Annotated in this window: 11 protein-coding genes, 7 tRNA genes and 3 rRNA genes; 3 read left to right on the plus strand and 18 right to left on the minus strand. The window is 36.0% G+C overall.

Annotated elements, in window-relative coordinates; genetic code table 11:
- Positions 1-48: 48 nt before the first annotated feature.
- Together recU and DQN46_RS06940 are read left to right on the plus strand one after the other, a co-directional pair.
- Entirely contained in the window at positions 49-630 is a 582-nt protein-coding gene (recU, locus tag DQN46_RS06935) for a Holliday junction resolvase RecU (RefSeq protein WP_111743503.1), read from the plus strand.
- A 50-nt stretch (positions 631-680) separates the two neighbouring features.
- Positions 681-2801: a transglycosylase domain-containing protein gene (locus tag DQN46_RS06940; RefSeq protein WP_231941204.1), complete on the plus strand. Its 2121-nt coding sequence runs from the start codon at positions 681-683 to the stop codon at positions 2799-2801.
- A gap of 92 nt (positions 2802-2893) precedes the next feature.
- Here the strand turns inward: DQN46_RS06940 and DQN46_RS06945 are convergent, their stop codons facing one another.
- The 6 genes from DQN46_RS06945 to gshAB form a co-directional block, all read right to left on the minus strand.
- The gene (locus DQN46_RS06945) at positions 2894-4135 is read right to left on the minus strand and encodes an MFS transporter (RefSeq protein ID WP_111743505.1); all 1242 of its coding nucleotides are present in this window, start codon (positions 4133-4135) and stop codon (positions 2894-2896) included.
- A 422-nt stretch (positions 4136-4557) separates the two neighbouring features.
- A complete protein-coding gene (locus DQN46_RS06950) occupies positions 4558-4926 on the minus strand; it encodes a DUF956 family protein (protein WP_111743506.1) in 369 nt (122 codons plus the stop codon).
- A 102-nt stretch (positions 4927-5028) separates the two neighbouring features.
- The gene (locus DQN46_RS06955) at positions 5029-5952 is read right to left on the minus strand and encodes a PTS system mannose/fructose/sorbose family transporter subunit IID (protein ID WP_111743507.1); all 924 of its coding nucleotides are present in this window, start codon (positions 5950-5952) and stop codon (positions 5029-5031) included.
- 16 nt (positions 5953-5968) lie between these two features.
- Entirely contained in the window at positions 5969-6778 is an 810-nt protein-coding gene (locus tag DQN46_RS06960) for a mannose/fructose/sorbose family PTS transporter subunit IIC (RefSeq protein WP_111743508.1), read from the minus strand.
- Between the two features lie 29 nt (positions 6779-6807).
- The gene (locus DQN46_RS06965; protein ID WP_004632815.1) at positions 6808-7791 is read right to left on the minus strand and encodes a mannose/fructose/sorbose PTS transporter subunit IIA; all 984 of its coding nucleotides are present in this window, start codon (positions 7789-7791) and stop codon (positions 6808-6810) included.
- A gap of 377 nt (positions 7792-8168) precedes the next feature.
- Positions 8169-10421: a bifunctional glutamate--cysteine ligase GshA/glutathione synthetase GshB gene (gene gshAB / locus DQN46_RS06970; RefSeq protein ID WP_111743509.1), complete on the minus strand. Its 2253-nt coding sequence runs from the start codon at positions 10419-10421 to the stop codon at positions 8169-8171.
- A gap of 187 nt (positions 10422-10608) precedes the next feature.
- Between gshAB and DQN46_RS06975 the strand changes: the two genes are divergently transcribed.
- Complete coding sequence (locus DQN46_RS06975) at positions 10609-11904, plus strand: cytidine deaminase (protein WP_111743510.1); 1296 nt, start codon at positions 10609-10611, stop codon at positions 11902-11904.
- Positions 11905-11942: 38 nt separating this feature from the next.
- On the opposite strand, the gene DQN46_RS06980 is transcribed toward DQN46_RS06975, so the two are convergent.
- The 12 genes from DQN46_RS06980 to hisS form a co-directional block, all read right to left on the minus strand.
- Positions 11943-12014: transfer RNA gene (locus tag DQN46_RS06980), tRNA-Glu, on the minus strand.
- 39 nt (positions 12015-12053) lie between these two features.
- Positions 12054-12126 (minus strand) — tRNA-Lys (locus DQN46_RS06985).
- A gap of 1 nt (position 12127) precedes the next feature.
- A tRNA-Gln gene (locus tag DQN46_RS06990) sits at positions 12128-12203 on the minus strand.
- 14 nt (positions 12204-12217) lie between these two features.
- Positions 12218-12301: transfer RNA gene (locus tag DQN46_RS06995), tRNA-Tyr, on the minus strand.
- Between the two features lie 11 nt (positions 12302-12312).
- Positions 12313-12388 (minus strand) — tRNA-Val (locus tag DQN46_RS07000).
- 7 nt (positions 12389-12395) lie between these two features.
- Positions 12396-12470, minus strand: a tRNA-Glu gene (locus DQN46_RS07005).
- 6 nt (positions 12471-12476) lie between these two features.
- A tRNA-Asn gene (locus DQN46_RS07010) sits at positions 12477-12553 on the minus strand.
- Between the two features lie 36 nt (positions 12554-12589).
- Positions 12590-12704 (minus strand): 5S ribosomal RNA (gene rrf / locus DQN46_RS07015).
- Between the two features lie 66 nt (positions 12705-12770).
- Positions 12771-15653: ribosomal RNA gene (locus tag DQN46_RS07020) — 23S ribosomal RNA — on the minus strand.
- A 209-nt stretch (positions 15654-15862) separates the two neighbouring features.
- A 16S ribosomal RNA gene (locus DQN46_RS07025) occupies positions 15863-17419 on the minus strand.
- The 16S, 23S and 5S rRNA genes sit together here with 7 tRNA genes alongside, the layout of an rRNA operon.
- Positions 17420-17827: 408 nt before the next feature.
- Positions 17828-19600, minus strand: a complete 1773-nt coding sequence (gene aspS / locus DQN46_RS07035) for an aspartate--tRNA ligase (RefSeq protein ID WP_111743512.1) — start codon at positions 19598-19600, stop codon at positions 17828-17830.
- Positions 19600-20880 carry a histidine--tRNA ligase gene (gene hisS, locus DQN46_RS07040; protein WP_111743513.1) on the minus strand — a complete coding sequence of 427 codons (1281 nt, stop codon included), beginning with the start codon at positions 20878-20880 and terminating at the stop codon, positions 19600-19602. Before hisS ends, aspS begins: the two co-directional genes overlap by 1 nt.
- Positions 20881-21248: the final 368 nt, after the last annotated feature.

Raw genomic sequence — 21248 nt, forward strand, 5'->3', positions numbered from 1 at the left:
TAATATAGTATAATATATAAGATAACTTCTTAAAATTTGGAGGGATATATGTTTAATTATCCTAATAAAAAGAATACATTTGTTCAAAAAACTAACTATGCTAATCGAGGAATGGAGCTTGAGGATGACATAAATTTCGCGAACAAATATTACTTAAATAATAATATTGCAGTTGTTCATAAAAAACCTATTCCAATTCAAATAGTAGAAGTAAACTATCCAAATAGAAAAAGTGCTATGATTACTAAAGCATTTTATAAAATTCCTTCTACAACAGACTATAACGGCCTGTGGCTTGGGAAATATATTGATTTCGAGGCTAAAGAAACTAATTCCACTACTTCATTTTCTCTTAACAATATCCATAAACATCAAATTGATCATATGGATAAAATATTAAGACAAGGTGGAATTACATTTATAATTGTTCGTTTCAAAAAAAATAATCGTACATTTATTTTACCCTTCAAAAAGTTTTTGTATTACCTAACAAGAGCTGAGAATGGTGGCCGAAAATCGATTAAACTTAGTGAATTCGAAGATACTGCATTCGAACTATCATTTCACTATAAAATAAGATTAGATTATTTAGATGTTATAAAAACTAATGAAAGTGAGTTTCTAATATGAAAACTTTGTTTAAATATATAAGTTCAATATTTTTCACGATATGTTTCATTTTGTTTTTTGTAGTACTAGGCTTTTTAGCAATCCAACTAAAAGATATACCTGATATTACAAAAGCAACGCTCCAAGATCCATTATCGTCAGAAATATATGATAAAAACTTAAACTTAATAGCAACTGTTGGAGCTGAAAAACGTGACTATGTATCAGTATCAGATGTTCCAGAGAATATTAAAGATGCTGTTTTATCAGTTGAGGATTCAAGATTTTATTCACATATTGGTATTGATCCAAAACGTCTGGCTAAAGCTGTCCTTGTTAATTTACGTTCCAATTCTGCTCGTGAAGGAGCTAGTACAATAACTCAACAAGTTATCAAACACTCTCTTCTTACTTCAGAAAAAACTATGGAAAGAAAAATTCAAGAAGCATATTTATCATTAAAATTAGAAAATAAATATTCTAAAGATGATATTTTAGAAATGTATTTAAATAAAATTTATTACTCAGACGGTCAATATGGTATAAAAACTGCTTCTAAATACTTTTATAATAAGGAGCTTAATGAACTTACTGTTCCTCAATTAGCTCTTCTTGCTGGTATACCTCAACAACCAAATCAATATAATCCTTATGATTATCCTGAACAAGCTAAAAATCGTCGTGATATAGTTTTATATGCTATGTTAAATAATGATAAAATCACAGAAGATCAATATAATGAATATATTAAGACTCCTATTACTGACGGATTAGTTAAAAAATCAAAAGAAGATAGAGCAAATCAGCACACTTATAATCCTAAGTATGCTGCTTATATTGACGAAATAACAAAAGAACTAAAACAAAATAAAAACTTTGAAAATGTAAGTGATCCCCTATCACTTGGGTTAAAAATCTACACAAACTTGAATTCTGAACTACAAATCTATGTTCAAGACATGTTAGACAATCAACGTTCTCCAATGAAACCTCACGCTTCTCAAGCAGCCATAGCTGTTCTTAATACTAAAACAGGTCTTATCGAAGCTATTGGGGGTGGAAAAAACTATAAAGCTGGTGGTTATAATTACGCAGTCGATGCAAAAGTACAACCAGGATCGGCTATTAAACCCTTGATTGACTACGCTCCTGGTATAGAATATTATGGTTGGGACTCACAAACAACATTTTCTGATAGTCCATATCAAATTGCTGGTACTAATTTCTTTATTCAAAACTGGGATAGATTATATCACGGAAATGTTTCAATGAATAGAGCTGTATCTTGGTCTTATAACGTTCCCGCAGTTCGTGCTTTCGAAACAGTTGAGTATGAACGTGCTAAACATTTTGCAGAAAAGATAGGAATTCCTGTTTCAAAAGATGAACCTACTACTGCTATTGGGGGGAATGTTGATGGAGTATCACCGTTACAAATGGCCGGAGCTTTTGCAAGTTTCGGTAATAAAGGTTATTACAACAAACCTTCAACTATTGTTAAAGTATTTAATGCTAATGGAAAAGAACTTCCTAGTATGCGTGATAAAGCTACAAAAGCTATGTCGGAAGAAACAGCTTATCTTATGACTAATGTCTTAAAAGGCGTACTTACTAGCCATGGTACGTCCCCTAATGGTAAAGTAGCAAACTTTGATATGGCTGGTAAGTCTGGTTCAACTACCTTTGATGAAAGTGCACAAAGAACCTTTGGAATAGACGTCACAAACTCTACAAAAGATAGCTGGATGGTAGGTTATACGACAGAATATACAGTTTCTGTATGGCAAGGAGCAGACGTAGTTGATTCTGCAGCAAAAGCACTTTCTTCTAATCAAGCACAAACAACTCAAGTTATAATGGCAGATGTTATGAAAAAAGCATCTGACAACAAAGCACCTGCGCCTTTCGAAAAACCTGCAGGAATAGCAACAAAAAATGGTGTAGAGTATGCCAAAGATAGAAATACAGAGACTGATTATATGTATGCTGGAACTGATAAAGATGCTGTTTATCAAGCAGCTATAGCTACTCGTCAGCGTGATAGTCGTTCTGCATTAACTACAATGTTTGATTCATTAGCAAGCTCTACTAGATCTACAAATAATAGTAACAATAGTAGTAATCCTGCAACTACCCAAAATAGAAATTCAAACTCTAGCAGAACTACTAAAAATAAGAATACACGGCGATGATAGATAAGAAAAGACCATGGAACATTTAGTTCTATGGTCTTTTCTTATCTATTCGCTTTAAAGTCATTACATATCTCATCTCTTCTAATAAATTATTTTCTTTTTGTTCTAGTTTCTGGAAACGCAAATACAGAAATTATATAAATAACACTTCCTACTAAATAAAACGAAATTGATGATACATACCCAAAATGATTTAAAATTAAACTCCATATAAAATTAAATAACGTGTAAATAGCATATCCAAACGCCCAAAACATTCCAAACATAATAGTTAATTTTTGAGAATTCATTTTTGGAAGTTCATAAGGGTAATTTAGATAAACCGGATACTGAGAATACATCACAAATCCTGATAATGCAAACATGATGTAAGAAAGTATAGCATTAGTTGATACAACATATAACCCAATAGCCATAAATCCTATCATCAGAACACCATGTAAAACTAAGAATGGCTTCCTTCTGAAATCAAATTTTCTAGTAATTAGTATATTTGATAATGTTCCTACTATCCCCCCTACAGTCACCATTAAAATCATAAATTCTGGTTTGAAATTCCCATTATGAGAATGTTCTGCTACTACTCTTGGTAATGATACCAGAGGCATTACATATAAAAATAGAAATCCTCCAAACCCAAGAGAAAAGAAGTAAATAAATTTATCTCTAAAACCATCAGCATAAGTGTATTCTTTTAATTCTTCATCTTCTGCTACTTCTTTTGATTCTATTAATAATTTATAAACAAAATAGTTAGGGTGTTTCCAAGTTATCGTTGGTTCAAAATCTTTTGCAACTGCTAACCATATTATAAATATAATAATACTAAAAATACTAAATCCAATCATAGTGTAGCGCCAATCATCTATAAAATGTTCTTTAAAAACTAAAAATAAAATCGCAACAACCGCTGCTCCAAAATTATATGATGCTGTTATAATCGCGCTTGTTAATATTTTTTTATCGTTAGGTATAAACTTTGCAACATAAGTGTTGATAAATACCATAATCATCGATCCACCGAGCGCCATAATCATCCTCGAAATAGTATATAGCCAATAATTATGACTAAAAATTGCAAAAAATGAAAAACATAAACAGAATAAGGCAAATATCGCTGCCTTCTTCGGGTGTAATTTTATCAAAATATATGCAGCTAATAAATTAGCGATAATACGAGCTATAGTTATAGTATAGTTCACTATCTCCGATATTATAGGGGATACTTTTTCACCATTAAAATAATGATCTGTAATTTGTTTTGATAAATTTGATCCTGCTACCCAATTTGTTGCAAATATTATATAAGCACATATTAACAATGCAAACATAATAACGCCCTGTCTCCTTGTGGGAGATTGTAATGATACTTCTTTCATTATTATATTTTTCCTTTTATTATATATTTAATTACTACTATTATAGTAATATATTCAATAGAGAAATTCAAGTTTTAATTACTGATACTAAACGTTTTCATTTGTTTTTCTTTATTTTTCAATCTTTTTTTCAAAGATAATTGTTTTAAAATATTTTTTTATTATCTTCTTTTTAAATTGCTTTTTTGTTACAAAATTATACAATGTTATATTATACTATATGAGAAAATTTAAACTATAAAAAGGAGTTCTTTATGGAAATTTTATTTACTATATCCATATTTATCGTTTTAGTTATTACTGGATCATTTATTAAATAGAAGAATAAAAAAATTGGTTAAACCATAATTTTTCTCATGAGTTTAAACCAATTTTTATTTATTTCTTCTAAATAATTTTTTCAATGAGAACAAAGGTTTATTACGTACTATATTGTCATTCCCGACAAAAGTTCTCATCTCTTTAAGGCATTTACCTGCATTTTTGACAATAAAATTAAAACTTCCCGAATTTTTTGTATCAATAAAAAATCCTCTTATATACCTATCTCTAAAAAACATTTGCGCACGAACACGCTCAATTTCCTTCCATGGAATTTGGATATAGTCTTCTGGATTTCTATGATTATAAAATTCAAAAGCCTTATCTCCGACCATAATATCTCCATGTTTATTACCAATAGAACCTGTCATACTATTTGCCTTTGTTGTATAAATTACTTTAGTATTCATTGATTTTACCACTATAACACCTCCTTATGCTAATTGCTTTTCATAGTTTATTATACTATATATTTTTTAATTAAAAAAGTAAGTTGGAACTTTTGCTCCAGCTTACAAAGATTATTACATTATTTTTGCTACACGAGCTAAAATACCTAGTGCAAATAATCCAAAGATAATAAGTACTGGGCTTACTTTACGTTTTAATAACCACATACATACGAATGTTAATAGTAACGCTGCAAAACCAGGAATAAGTTGGTTTAAGTTATCTTGTAATGTTGTAACTTTTTCCGGTGACAATGAGAATTTACCACTTGCTGCTTTTGTTACAATATCTTGTAATACTCCACCTGTAACGTGTTCTTTTTCGCCTGGGAAGTGAATATATGCTTCATCAGCTAATTGAACCTTAGAGATTACCATTGGGAAGCTAATATTAGTCCAACGTTGAACTAAAATACCCATTACGAACATACCAAGGATTGAAGCACCTTTAGTAATTTTTTGTAAGATACCACCTGAAAGGTCGCTTGTAATTTCTGCTCCTTTTTTGTATCCAAGTTCTTGTGTATACCATAAGAATCCTATACGGATTGCGTTCCATGCGATAAAGAAGAATAATGGTGCAATAATAGAACCACCTGTTGCAAGTGATGCTGCGATAGCTCCTAAGATTGGACGTACTGTGAACCAGAATACTGGATCCCCAATACCTGCTAAAGGTCCCATCATACCAACTTTAACACCTTGGATTGCTGAATCATCGATATCAGCTCCATTTGCTTTATCTTCTTCAAGAGCAAGTGTTACCCCTAAGATTGGTGCTGCAATATATGGGTGTGTGTTAAAGAACTCTAAGTGACGTTTTAGAGCTGCTGTTGCATCTTCTTTATTTGGATATAATTTTTTCAATGCTGGGATTAAAGAATAAGCCCAACCACCATTTTGCATACGTTCATAGTTCCATGAACCTTGAAGGAACTGAGAACGTAACATAACGCTACGACGATCTTTTTTACTTAATGTAATTTTTTTCTCTGACATTTCTAGTTCCTCCTTATTAATAGTTGTTTAAAATGTCCCCTAGTGGGTCACCTGATGAAGAGTTTCCTCTTCCTCCACCTTTGTTGTTATCTGAAAGGTTTAAGTATACAATTGCAATTACTAATCCAATGATACCAGTTGCGATTAATGTAAGTTCTTTTAATGGTGCTAATGCAAATCCTAAGAAGAAGAAAGGCCATACTTCTTTAGTTGCCATTAAGTTGATTACCATTGCGAAACCTACCGCAACTACCATTCCACCACCAACTGTCATACCACCAGTAAACCATGCTGGTAATGATCCTAATCCTTTTTGAACTGCTTCTGAAGGAATAAACATTAATAATCCTGATGGGATAGCGATACGTAACCCTTGAGCTGCAAGTGCTACATAGTGCCAGAATTCAACTCCACGGAAGTTTCCGTTTTCTGCTGCACGGTCAGCTTGGTGAACGATAACTACTGATAACGTACGAACTATCATAGTAAGTACTAATCCTACTGTTGCAAGTGTAATAGCTGCTGCAATAGCGATATTACGTCCTTCTAAAGAGAAGTCTCCCGCTTTTACGAAAATAATAGCTGATGCTACTGATGCAAGTGCTGCGTCAGGAGCAACGGCTGCCCCAATATTAGCCCATCCAAGTGCTAATAATTGTAGAGCCCCACCTAAAATAATACATTCTGTTAAATGTCCTGTTGCTAATCCAACTAATGAACATGCAATAATTGGTTGGTGGAATTGGAATTGGTCTAAGATACCTTCCATCCCTGCTAAGAAAGCAACAACAAGGACTAAAACGACTGATAGAATACTAAAATCCATTGTGTCCTCCTAATTTAAATACTATATAATTATAATTTTAAACCTTCGCTAGCTTTAGCTTCAATAAGTTTAAATAAATCTGATGGTGAGTCGTTAGATACTTTTCTTACATCAAATTTAACACCTAAATCACGAAGTTTTTTGTATGTTTCAACGTCATCTTGATCTACTGATAATACATTGTTGATTTGAACTTTACCAACAGAGTGTGCCATAGATCCTACGTTTAATTCAGGAATCTCTACTCCTTTTTCAATAACTGCAAGAGCATCTTGTGGTGTTTCAAATAATAATAATGCTTTTGTATCACCAAAACGTGGATCATTATAAACTTCTACAAGTTTATTTAATGGAATTACGTGAGCACGTACTCCTGGAGGAGCTGCTTGCTCAATAAGTTTTTTACGTAGTTCATCTTTTGATACTGTATCAGAAACTACAATAATTCTGTTTGGCTGTGTTGCTTTTGTCCAGTTAGTAGCAACTTGTCCATGTAATAAACGTGTATCAATACGTGCTAATACAAATTTAATTTTCCCATCTCCTAAAACTGTTCCTTCAGGGATAGTTCCTTGAGGTGCAGCTTGCGCTACTACTGGAGCAGCTGCTTCTGGCTGAAGTTCTTCTGGACGAACTTTCACCCCATCGATAGCTGTTGCAGTAATTGCCTTAGCTATTTCATGTGCAGTTGTCATAGTGAAACGACTTGCGTACGCTTCAATTAACATTGGTAAGTTAAGCCCTGCTACAATAGCTCTTTTCTCTGGAGCTTCTTCGAATAATTTATTCGCTTGGTTGAATGGACTTCCACCCCAAAGATCTACAAGGAAAAGAATTTCTTCAGATTCTACTTTAGCAATAGCTTCTTGAAGTTTTCTTTGCAAGTCTTCTGGTCCCTCACTCGGCATAAATACAACTGATTCTACTTTTTCTTGTTCTCCAAAAATCATAGTTCCAGACTGTTTAATACCAGCTGCAAATTCACCGTGACTTGCGATGATAATTCCTACCATCTTAGTACCTCCTTTATAATAATAAAAAATATTTAATATGACGTGTATACCTTTTGCATACTACTCGATTATATCATTTAATACTACGTTTGTAAATGTTTGTATTTTTTAAATAGAAACATTGAATACGATTTCTTATGTTGTTTTTTTAGATTTAAAATATATTTATACTTGTTCCTTTACGTAAAAGCCTTATATTATTGTGCCTTTGTTTTTCTTATAACTACTTTTTATTGTTCATTCGACTTCTTTATATTTCATAATTTTTCTTAAGAAAATAATATTTACATTTTTTCAAAATATAAAAATTCAGATATGAGTTTTTCTGCTCATATCTGAATATAATAGTACTATTTGATATAGATAATTATAATTTTTTAAAATTTTTCAGGAAAAAGCATTTTTAATATATCCAATGATAATCTTCTACTTTTTCCTTGATGTGGATAAATATGCATCATCATCATAGGATTAAAGTTTGCTTCTATTACCCCATAATTTTCTCTAGTTATCTCTTCTTTAATGTCAGGAATTATTAAATCAACTCCACAAACTTTTGCCATCATAGCACCCGTTATCTTAACAGCGAGTTCTTTATAGCTTTGATGAACTTCATCTGTCATATCAATAGAATCTCCTCCTGTACTTATATTAGAGTTTTCTCGAAGATATGCTATCTCTCCGTTTCTTAGAACTGTCTCAAAACTAAAACCTTGCTCTCTTAATTGCAATTTTTCTATCTCACCTAATTCTATTTTTTTTAATGGTGTTTTTTTAGCATCACCTCGAAGAGGGTTTTTATTTTTTATTTCAACCAATTCTCTAATTGTATGTTGTCCATCTCCTTTTACATTAGCTGGAACTCTTAAAAGAACTGCATGAGTTTTTCCTTCTATAACAAAAAACCTATACTCTGTTCCTTCTATAAATTCTTCAATTAATATATCTTTATCTTCTTTTAAAGCAAATTTAATAGCGTTAGAATAATCATCCAAAGATGAAGTCCCATGTTTAAAGATAGAAATACCTAACCCAAAATTTGTGCTTTTAGGTTTTATCACTATTGGTTTATTTTTTACATAATTAAATACTTGTACAGCCTCCGCCAAACTTGAAACTTCGTAGCCTCTCGGAACTCTAAAACCTTGCTCACCTAATATTTTTTTGGTAACAACTTTATTTTCCATTATTAATGGAGAAATATAACTATCTTTACTTGTCATGTTTCCATTTTTTACATATTCTACCTTATCTTTGTACTCTATACGAAGAAATTGATCATTCTCATCTATTACTTGAACTTTTAGGCCTATTTTTATCGCATCTTCTATTACAGCTTGTGTAGAAAGTTCCATATTGGCATAGGCATTTAATGAATAATTTTCTTTTAATGCTTCTTTTTTATATTGTTTGGCTAACTCCATACCTACAGTAACACTATCAGTTTCTTGATATCTTTTTATTAGTTGAGCTGCAATAGTCATCGATGGATCCTTAAGCTCATTCTCTTTTTCTTCGATAAGTAGCTTATCGGATTCTGGTAAACAAAGTTCTTCTGCTAATTCTTTCATTTGTTTAAGAATCCACAATCCTTCTTCTAAATATTCTGACTGCAACAATGGATGAGATAACGCTGTTCTTTCACTATATTCATAACCTATCTTTTGAGAATTATTTCTATCAGCTTCTTCTATCCAAACTAAAGTTTTTAAAAATAAATGGATAAACCTTACATCTTTTTCTAAAATACCAAATGGTGCAAAAGGATTTAAGTCAAATAGCCTAAATTCGATATATTTAATACCTTTTTCAGGAAATTTTGCTACAGTATCCTCACCTCTGAATCTTACACTAGAGTAAAACTCTTTTTCAGCAATAAGTTTTTTATTTTTTACATATCCTGTTAAATCTTTTATATAATCTTCCAAACTATTATACGAGACAACAATATCCTGTTCATTCACATAACCATATTGGCTTGTTCTTAAACTACGAACAAACTCTCCAGGTTTCTTATCATCTGAAAAGTACTTAGACTCTGCCATAGGAGAAGCTCCATATAAATATACTAACAACCACTGATAGCGAAGAAATTGTCTTGCAAGTTTCATGTAAACACTATTCTTAACTTCAACTAAAGGGGTATTCGTTATTTCAGAAATTTTTTTCATAAGCTCATCATCTATTTGAAAATTATAGTGAATTCCTGAAACCATTTGCTTGTATTTTCCATACTTTTCTACAAGATATTCCCTATATCTTATATCCCATTCATTAGCAAACTGAGCTACTTGTATATCTTCCTCGTTCGGCAAAATACTTGGCATACTTAATGACCAAATATATTCATCTTCTGGTAAATTTTTTAATACCACTTCATGAATTGCGTTTAAAATTCTTATAACGTCTTTTTCGCTATTCTCTGGTGTTGTAATTAATTCTAATTGAGATTCTGCAAAATCAGTTTGGATATATGGATGATCATGTCTGTGACCAAAAATTTTTGGGTGAGGAGTTTTCGATATAGTTCCGTCTTTAAGAACTCTTTGTCCCTCTTTTTCTAAACCGATTTTCACTTTAGAAAATAATTCTTCTAAATTATTTTCTTTAATAATTTCTTTTATTTTCATACTATATCACTTTCTATAAATAATCTAATTACTCTTTATATTATCACAAAACTTTCAATTATAATAGAAATTAATCTCTAAGTAAATATTTTCAATTACTCTTACAATAAATCTGTGGTTATGATATAATCTAATTATACATTATGAAAGGAGATAGAAATGGCTATTATCATTTCTAATACAATTTATGATAAAATTAATTGCTAGCGATATGGATGGAACACTGCTAGATAATGAACATAGAATTTCTCAAGAAAATGTTGACTTAATAAACTATGCTCAAGAAAATAATATTATATTTATAGTCGCTACGGGGCGCGCTTACTATGAGGCTCTTCCTTCATTAAATGAAAAAAATATAGATTGTGATGTCATTAGTTTTAATGGTGGTATAGTTTATGATAAAAATGGTAACCTTATTAGTATAACTCCAATCGCGCTAAAGGATTTATACTACACTACATCTGTACTTAAAAGCTTAGATATAAACTTTCAACTATATACAAAAAATACTATTTATACAAACAGTATAGAGACTGATATTCAAGGTTATGCTGATTTAATTAGAGCTACAGGTCAAACACCTAATATCGAATATCTACGAAAGGTAGCGGATGAAAAACTAAAAGCAGGCCACGTTACTGAAGTAGATGATATTGAATTATTCTTCAATAAAAAAGATAACCCACCTATTAAAGTTATAGGAATTTCTAACGACTTAGAAAAACTAAAAAAAGCAAAAGAATTATTAGCAGATAATACAAATATAACTGTAACCTCATCTGGGCCAAACAACATAGAAATTATGGATAAAAATGCTACAAAAGGGCATGCCCTTAAACAAATATCTGAGATATACGCTATACCACTCGATAATATACTTGCTATAGGTGATAATCTTAACGATGAATCAATGCTTAAATTAGTAAAATATAGTGTTGCCATGGAGAATGCCGTTCCTGAATTAAAAAAAATATCAAGATATATTACGGATAAACCAAATTTAGAAAGTGGTGTTGCTGATACAGTAACAAAAATTCTACAAGAAGAAAATCCACATCTTCATAAAGACATAAATACAAAATTAGTTGAAGCCGCTATTGAAGCCACTAATTTTGCTTATGTTCCTTATTCTAACTTTAAAGTTGGGGCTGCTATCTTAGCTGATAATGGAAAAATATACACAGGTTGTAATATAGAAAATGCTAGTTACTCCCCTACTAACTGTGCTGAGCGTACAGCTATATTCAAAGCAGTAAGTGAAGGTGTGACAAAATTCAAGAAAATAGCAGTAGTAGGTGGCCCAAATGGTAATCTAGAAAATTACTGCCCACCATGTGGAGTATGTCGTCAAGTAATAGCTGAATTCGCTGATAATGACTTCGAGCTAATACTAGGTACAGCTAACAATTCATATGAGGTTTATAACTTCTTTGAAGAAGTACTTCCACTTAGCTTTACTGCAAAAGAACTTAATAAATAGAAAAAGCCACAAAATTAATTGTAGCTTTCAAGTCAAGATGACCCGTACGGGATTCGAACCCGTGTTACCGCCGTGAAAGGGCGGTGTCTTAACCACTTGACCAACGGGCCAAAAAATATAAAAGGCTGTTAAGCCTTTTATATAATAAATGAGCCATGAAGGACTCGAACCTTCGACCCTTTGATTAAAAGTCAAATGCTCTACCAACTGAGCTAATGGCTCATGGCTGGGATACCTGGATTCGAACCAGGGGAATGACGGAGTCAAAGTCCGTTGCCTTACCGCTTGGCTATATCCCAATGTTATAAAAGAATGGTGGGAAGAAGTGGATTCGAACCACTGAACCCTAAGGAGCGGATTTACAGTCCGCCGCGTTTAGCCTCTTCGCTATCTTCCCGACTATTAAAATGGTGGAGGTTAACGGGATCGAACCGCTGACCCCTTGCTTGTAAGGCAAGTGCTCTCCCAGCTGAGCTAAACCTCCGTTCAAATGGTGACCCGTACGGGATTCGAACCCGTGTTACCGCCGTGAAAGGGCGGTGTCTTAACCACTTGACCAACGGGCCAAAAAATGGCTCCACAGGCAGGACTCGAACCTGCGACCCTCTGATTAACAGTCAGATGCTACTACCAACTGAGCTACTGTGGAATAATAAGTCTAAAGCATTTGCTAAAGACTTCAAAAGCCTGGCAACGTTCTAGTCTTGCAGGGCGTAAACCCAACTACATTCGACGCTAAAGAGCTTAACTTCTGTGTTCGGTATGGGTACAGGTGTGTCCTCTTCGCTATCGCCACCAGACGAAAACTTCATACATATATTATATCATCTTTTCTTCTCTTGTCAACAAATTTTTCAGAACTTCACTTGATTAAGTCCTCGACCTATTAGTTTTAGTCAGCTACATGTGTTACCACACTTACACTCCTAACCTATTCTCCTTGTCGTCTTCAAGGGGTCTTAATATCCGTGGGAAATCTCATCTCGAGGGGGGCTTCATGCTTAGATGCTTTCAGCTCTTATCCCTTCCGTATTTAGCTACCCAGCTATGCCACTGGCGTGACAACTGGTACACCATTGATACGTCCATCCCGGTCCTCTCGTACTAAGGACAGCTCCTCTCAAATTTCCTACGCCCACGACGGATAGGGACCGAACTGTCTCACGACGTTCTGAACCCAGCTCGCGTACCGCTTTAATGGGCGAACAGCCCAACCCTTGGGACCGACTACAGCCCCAGGATGCGATGAGCCGACATCGAGGTGCCAAACCTCCCCGTCGATGTGGACTCTTGGGGGAGATAAGCCTGTTATCCCCAGGGTAGCTTTTATCCGTTGAGCGATGGCCCTTCCATGCGGAACCACCGGATCACTAAGTCCTGCTTTCGCACCTGCTCGACTTGTAAGTCTCACAGTCAAGCTCCCTTGTGCCTTTACACTCTGCAAATGATTTCCAACCATTCTGAGGGAACCTTTGAACGCCTCCGTTACTCTTTGGGAGGCGACCGCCCCAGTCAAACTGCCCACCTGACACTGTCTCCCGGTCTTTGCCGAGGGTTAGAATTTCAATACAGCAAGGGTAGTATCCCAACAGCGCCTCCTCATACACTGGCGTGCATGATTCTTAGGCTCCTACCTATCCTGTACATACTGCATCAAAATTCAATATCAAGCTACAGTAAAGCTCCATGGGGTCTTTCCGTCCTGTCGCGGGTAACCTGCATCTTCACAGGTACTATGATTTCACCGAGTCCATCGTTGAGACAGTGCCCAAATCGTTACGCCTTTCGTGCGGGTCGGAACTTACCCGACAAGGAATTTCGCTACCTTAGGACCGTTATAGTTACGGCCGCCGTTTACTGGGGCTTCAATTCATACCTTCGGATTTCTCCTAAGCACTCCTCTTAACCTTCCAGCACCGGGCAGGCGTCAGCCCCTATACTTCACCTTTCGGTTTTGCAGAGACCTGTGTTTTTGTTAAACAGTCGCTTGGGCCTATTCACTGCGGCCTACTCTCGTAGGCACCCCTTCTCCCGAAGTTACGGGGTCATTTTGCCGAGTTCCTTAACGATGGTTCTCTCGCTCACCTTAGAATTCTCTTCCCAACTACCTGTGTCGGTTTGCGGTACGGGCACCTCTTATCTCGATAGCGGCTTTTCTTGAGAGTTTGGCTTCATTGACTTCGCTACTTTAATTTCGCTCCCCATCACACTTCAGTCTTATGAGCAGCGGATTTGCCTACTACTCAACCTTTGTGCTTAGACGTCCTATTCCATCAGGACGATCAATTAGCCTCCTCTGTCCCCACTTCTCTCAATCGATATTTGGTGGTACAGGAATTTCTACCTGTTGTCCATCGGCTTCACCTATCGGCTTCACCTTAGGTCCCGACTTACCCAGAGCGGACGAGCCTTCCTCTGGAAACCTTAGTCTTTCGGTGGATAGGATTCTCACCTATCTTTCGCTACTCACACCGGCATTCTCACTTCTAACCTCTCCACCTCGCCTTCCAGCTCAGCTTCTATGATGTTAGAACGCTCTCCTACCATATAACATTAGTTATATCCGCAGCTTCGGTTGTATGTTTAGCCCCGGTACATTTTCGGCGCGATGTCACTCGACCAGTGAGCTATTACGCACTCTTTAAATGGTGGCTGCTTCTAAGCCAACATCCTGGTTGTCTGTGCATCATCACATCCTTTTCCACTTAACATACAATTTGGGACCTTAGCTGGCGGTCTGGGCTGTTTCCCTTTCGACTACGAACCTTATCACCCGCAGTCTGACTCCCGTTGATATTTATCTGGCATTCGGAGTTTGTCTGAATTCGGTAACCCGGGATGGGCCCCTAGTCCAAACAGTGCTCTACCTCCAGTAAACTCACAACGAGGCTAGCCCTAAAGCTATTTCGGAGAGAACCAGCTATTTCCAAGTTCGATTGGAATTTCTCCGCTACCCACAGCTCATCCAAACACTTTTCAACGTGTCCTGGTTCGGTCCTCCATTCAGTGTTACCTAAACTTCAACCTGGTCATGGGTAGATCACTTGGTTTCGGGTCTACTCCATCATACTATTTCGCCCTATTAAGACTCGCTTTCGCTTCGGCTCCATGTCTTCCACTTAACCTCGCATGATAAAGTAACTCGCCGGTTCATTCTACAAAAGGCACGCCATCACCCCCTAAAGGGCTCTGACTACTTGTAAGCACACGGTTTCAGGTTCTCTTTCACTCCCCTCCCGGGGTTCTTTTCACCTTTCCCTCACGGTACTGGTTCACTATCGGTCACTAGGTAGTATTTAGCCTTACCAGATGGTCCTGGTAGATTCCGACGGAATTCCTCGTGTTCCGCCGTACTCAGGTGCTCTCTCACGCCAACTTAGCATTTCGTATACAGGACTTTTACCTTCTATGGTCTATCTTTCCAAATTGTTCTACTATACTTCGTCATACGCTTTGTTGAGAGTCCTACAACCCCAATATGCATGCACATTGGTTTGGGCTCTTTCCCTTTCGCTCGCCGCTACTTAGGAAATCGATTTTTCTTTCTCTTCCTGCAGGTACTTAGATGTTTCAGTTCCCTGCGTTACCTCGCTTTCGCGTACCGCCCTTTTAAAAGCGGTGGGTTCCCCCATTCGGATATCTACGGATCTTTGCTTACTTACAGCTCCCCGTAGCGTTTCGTCGTTTGTCACGTCCTTCTTCGGCTCCTAGTGCCAAGGCATCCTCCGTGCGCCCTTTACTACTTAATCGTGTGTAGCTTTTACGCTTCGTTCTTCTTCCTTGAACTCTTGTGAATAAGTTTTTCAACTTACTTACTTTTTTCTCGGTTTTGTAAATCTGTTTCTTTACTTATAGAAAATTATCTTTGATCTAATATATATATTCAGTTTTCATTGTGCTTGAGTATTCCTTGAACACTCAAAACTAAACGAATTGCCAACGTATTCCTTATCCTTAGAAAGGAGGTGATCCAGCCGCACCTTCCGATACGGCTACCTTGTTACGACTTCACCCCAATCATCTGTCCCACCGTGACCGGCTCCCTCCTTAAAGGTTAGGCCACCGTCTTCGGGTGTTACAAACTCTCGTGGTGTGACGGGCGGTGTGTACAAGACCCGGGAACGTATTCACCGCGACATTCTGATTCGCGATTACTAGCGATTCCAGCTTCATGTAGTCGAGTTGCAGACTACAATCCGAACTGAGAATAGTTTTATGAGGTTGGCTGACTCTCGCGAGCTCGCTTCTCTTTGTTCCTATCCATTGTAGCACGTGTGTAGCCCAAGTCATAAGGGGCATGATGATTTGACGTCATCCCCACCTTCCTCCAGTTTATCACTGGCAGTCTATCTAGAGTCCCCATCTTACTGCTGGCAACTAGATATAAGGGTTGCGCTCGTTGCGGGACTTAACCCAACATCTCACGACACGAGCTGACGACAACCATGCACCACCTGTATCTGTGTCTAACCAAAGGTCAGAACAACACAATCTCTTGTGTCCTCACAGTATGTCAAGACTTGGTAAGGTTCTTCGCGTTGCTTCGAATTAAACCACATGCTCCACCGCTTGTGCGGGTCCCCGTCAATTCCTTTGAGTTTCAACCTTGCGGTCGTACTCCCCAGGCGGAGTGCTTAATGCGTTAGCTGCAGCACTGATCTCTTATGAGACCAACACTTAGCACTCATCGTTTACGGCGTGGACTACCAGGGTATCTAATCCTGTTTGCTCCCCACGCTTTCGCGCCTCAGTGTCAGTTACAGGCCAAAAAGCCGCCTTCGCCACTGGTGTTCCTCCTAATCTCTACGCATTTCACCGCTACACTAGGAATTCCACTTTTCTCTCCTGCACTCAAGTTTAACAGTTTCCAATGACCCTCCACGGTTGAGCCGTGGGCTTTCACATCAGACTTATTAAACCACCTGCGCGCGCTTTACGCCCAATAATTCCGGACAACGCTTGCCACCTACGTATTACCGCGGCTGCTGGCACGTAGTTAGCCGTGGCTTTCTGGTTAGGTACCGTCTCTTACATGTATAGTTACTACATATCCATTCTTCCCTAACAACAGAGCTTTACGAACCGAAATCCTTCTTCACTCACGCGGCGTTGCTCCGTCAGGCTTTCGCCCATTGCGGAAGATTCCCTACTGCTGCCTCCCGTAGGAGTCTGGGCCGTGTCTCAGTCCCAGTGTGGCCGATCACCCTCTCAGGTCGGCTATGCATCGTCGCCTTGGTGGGCCTTTACCCCACCAACTAGCTAATGCACCGCAAAGCCATCTCATAGTGTTAGCATAACCAACTTTTAAATATCTCTCATGCGAGAAATACTGTTATCCGGTATTAGCTATCGTTTCCAATAGTTGTCCCAGTCTATGAGGCAGGTTCTTTACGTGTTACTCACCCGTTCGCCGCTAAGTTTTTCTAGTGCAAGCACCAGAAAAACTTCGCTCGACTTGCATGTATTAGGCACGCCGCCAGCGTTCGTCCTGAGCCAGGATCAAACTCTCCAAATAATTGTTTAGCTTGATTAGCTCTTTAAAAAGTTTTATAGTTTCTTTTCAAAACTGTCCTTTTTGGAATTAACGTTGACTTAATTCGTTTAGTTTTCAATGTTCAAGTTTGTTGCGTTAGCAACTTTTATATCTTATCATTTTTATTTTTTTTTGTCAATAGTTTTTTTAAACTTTTTTTAACTTATTTTAAAATGACTTCGTCTTTCTTCAAGACTTTTCTATTCTATCATCTACTTTTCCCTTTGTCAAGGTCGTTTCTTCTTTTTTCTTAACATTTACACTATATAAATAATCGATTGTTCGATTTTTAAAAACAAATGAAATTCTTTCTATAATAATGTGAAACTTTTTAAATTAAAGAGCAGGTAAAATGAAATATATTCTACCTGCTCCCTTGTCTTAAATTTATTATTTTCTTAATAACGCAATGTTAAGCTCTAATAATTGTTCTAAGTCTACTGGTGATGGAGCTTGAGTCATTGGATCTGCAGCTGCTGCTGTTTTAGGGAACGCAATAGTATCTCGTAAATTATCACGGCCTGCAAGTAACATTACAAATCTATCTAACCCTAATGCACACCCTCCATGTGGTGGAACTCCATATTCAAAGGCATCTAATAAGAAACCAAATTGAGATTTCGCTTCTTCTTCACTAAATCCTAACGCTTTGAACATTGATGATTGAACGTCTTTATCGTAAATACGGATACTTCCTCCCCCAAGTTCATAGCCATTTAAGACTATATCATATGCTTGGGCATAAGCTTTTTCTGGAGCAGTTCCTAATAACTCTACATCTTCTATTTTTGGCATTGTGAATGGATGGTGAGCTGCACTGTATTTCCCACGTTCTTCATCATATTCTAATAAAGGCCAATTCACAACCCATAGATAATTGTATTTATCTTTATCAATTAAGTCTAAATCAGCTGCAAGTTTTTGACGTAATGCCCCTAAAGATGCGTAACATACTTTTTTGCTATCAGCTGCAAATAGAATAATATCTCCTACTTCTGCATCAACACGCACTACTAATTCTTGAGCAACTTCATCTGTGAAAAATTTTGCAATCGCTCCATTTAATCCTTCTTCTGTTACTTTCACCCAAGCTAATCCTTTAGCGCCATAGTTAGCTACATATTTACCTAATGCATCTATATCTTTTCTTGAATACTGCTCCGCACATCCTTTTGCTACGATACACTTAACAGCTCCACCTTGCTCAACTGCATTAGAGAATACTTTGAAGTCTAAGTTTTTAACTAAATCACTAACATCTTTTAATTCCATTCCAAAACGAGTATCTGGTTTATCACTACCAAATCTTTCCATTGCTTCTTCGTAATCTAATCTTGGGAATGGCGTTACGACATCAATTCCTTTTACTTCTTTCATAACATGTGCAATAAGGCCTTCAATCATAGTAAGAATTTCTTCTTGCGACATAAAACTCATTTCCATATCAATTTGAGTAAAGTCTGGTTGTCTATCAGCACGTAAATCTTCATCACGGAAACAACGAGCAACTTGATAGTATCTGTCAAATCCTGCTACCATTAATAATTGCTTAAATAATTGTGGTGACTGTGGTAAAGCGTAAAACTCACCTGGATGAACCCTACTTGGAACAAGATAATCACGCGCTCCCTCAGGAGTAGATTTTGTTAAAATAGGTGTTTCGACATCAACAAACATATTATTATCTAAATAGTCTCTTGTTGCTTTAGTAATTTTTGAACGTAAGTGTAATACTTCAGCAAGTTCCGTTCTTCTTAAATCTAAGTAACGATATTTTAGACGTAACTCTTCACTAGATAATGAAGCATCATCTAATACGAATGGTAGAGTTTTTGCTTTTGATAATATTTCTAATTTATCAGCAATAATTTCTACTTTACCAGTTGCAATTTTATCATTTACTGTGTTTTCATTTCTTAATACAACTTCTCCTTCAATAGAAATAACAAATTCATTTCTTAGTGTAGAAGCAAGTTCATGTAATTCATTATTTTTTTCACCAGAAAAGACACATTGCACTACACCCATTCTATCTCTTACATCTATAAAAATTAAATTACCTAGGTCCCGACGCTTACTTACCCAACCTTTTACTACTACTTTCTTCCCAACATATTTTTCATCAATACGTCCTGCATATTCTGTTCTTCCGTATGCACTCATTACTTTTCTCCTCTCAGCTTTTCTTCTAAATATTTTATAATATTTTCTCTTTTCACAGTTTTTTGATTAAATGATTCCATATCTTTTACAACATATTCATCATTTTCTAATTCACTTTCTCCTATTATTATAGAAAGTTTCGCTTTGTAACGATCAGCAATCTTCATCTGCGCTTTCATTTTCTTATCGAAATAATCATTTTGAGCTTTGTATCCTGCTAAGCGCAAATCATTCGTAAGTTTTACCGCTGCATCACCAGCTTTTTCTCCCATTGATACAACAAATAAGTCAATTGTATCATCGATAGGAAGTGTGATGTTCTCACTCTCTAACGCAAGCAATAATCTTTCTATACTTAAAGCAAATCCGATACCTTTTTTATCTTCTGGACCATCCAATAATTTAACTAAGCCATTATAACGGCCACCACCACAAAGAGTTTTCAACTCTACTTCTGGGTTATCTATCATAATCTCAAATGCTGTATGCGTATAGTAATCCAGTCCACGAACTAAATTATGATCTATTTCGTACTTAACACCTAGCGCATCTAGATGTCTAAGTACTTCTGCAAAATAAGCTTTTGATTCTTCTCCTAAATACTCTAATAACCTAGGCGCTGTTTTTACAAGTTCATGATTAGCATCTACTTTACAATCCAATATTCTCATTGGATTTTTATAAAGTCGATTATTACAGTCTTCATCAAATTCATGAATTCTAGGTTCAAAATGCTTAATTAATGCCTCATTATATGCCCTACGTTCTTCTGGATTCCCAAGTGAATTAATACTCACTTTAATATTTTCAATTCCAAACATTTTATATATGTTATAAGCTAAACTAATAACCTCCGCATCAATTTTTGGACTTTCATCCCCTATAACTTCAACTCCATATTGAACAAATTGACGGTAACGCCCTTTTTGTTTTCTTTCATATCTAAACATTGGTCCTATGTAGTATAATTTTTGCGGTTGAATTGTTTGTGCAAAAAGTTTATTTTCTATATAAGAGCGGACTGTCCCTGCAGTTCCTTCTGGTCTCAAAGTTAAAGATCGATCACTTTTATCCATAAAAGTATACATTTCTTTTTGGACTATATCTGTTGTATCCCCAACACCTCTACTAAAAAGTTCAGTAGACTCAAACATTGGCGTTCTTATTTCTTCATAACAAAAATCACTACTTATTTTTCTTAATTTTTCTTCAATATATTGCCATTTTCTACTTTCCTCAGGCAAAATATCTTGAGTTCCTCTAGGCATCGATATTACCATATTAAAGCTCCTCTCATTACTTAATTACTTGTTCTATTAACGTACTCTAATATAAAAATCGCCCCTCATAGTCATTTGACTACATGGGACGATTGCTAACTTCGTGGTGCCACCCTAATTTATATCAGAATACTGATATCTCATTAAAATCTTCTTCAATTTTATAAAAAGTGTTTCTTACTTCAATCATTCATATCCAATCTTCCAGCCCAAGGATTAGACTCTCTTTCATAAAAACATGAAATAACATTCTTTTTACTTTATAAATTGTCACAGTATATTTAAATATATTATACCAAACTTACCACATTGTCAAGATATTACTATAGATTTTGACTATTCGATTTCAAGAATTTTAAACAGAGAAA

The sequence above is a fragment of the Gemella morbillorum genome, assembly GCF_900476045.1.
Taxonomy (GTDB): domain Bacteria; phylum Bacillota; class Bacilli; order Staphylococcales; family Gemellaceae; genus Gemella; species Gemella morbillorum.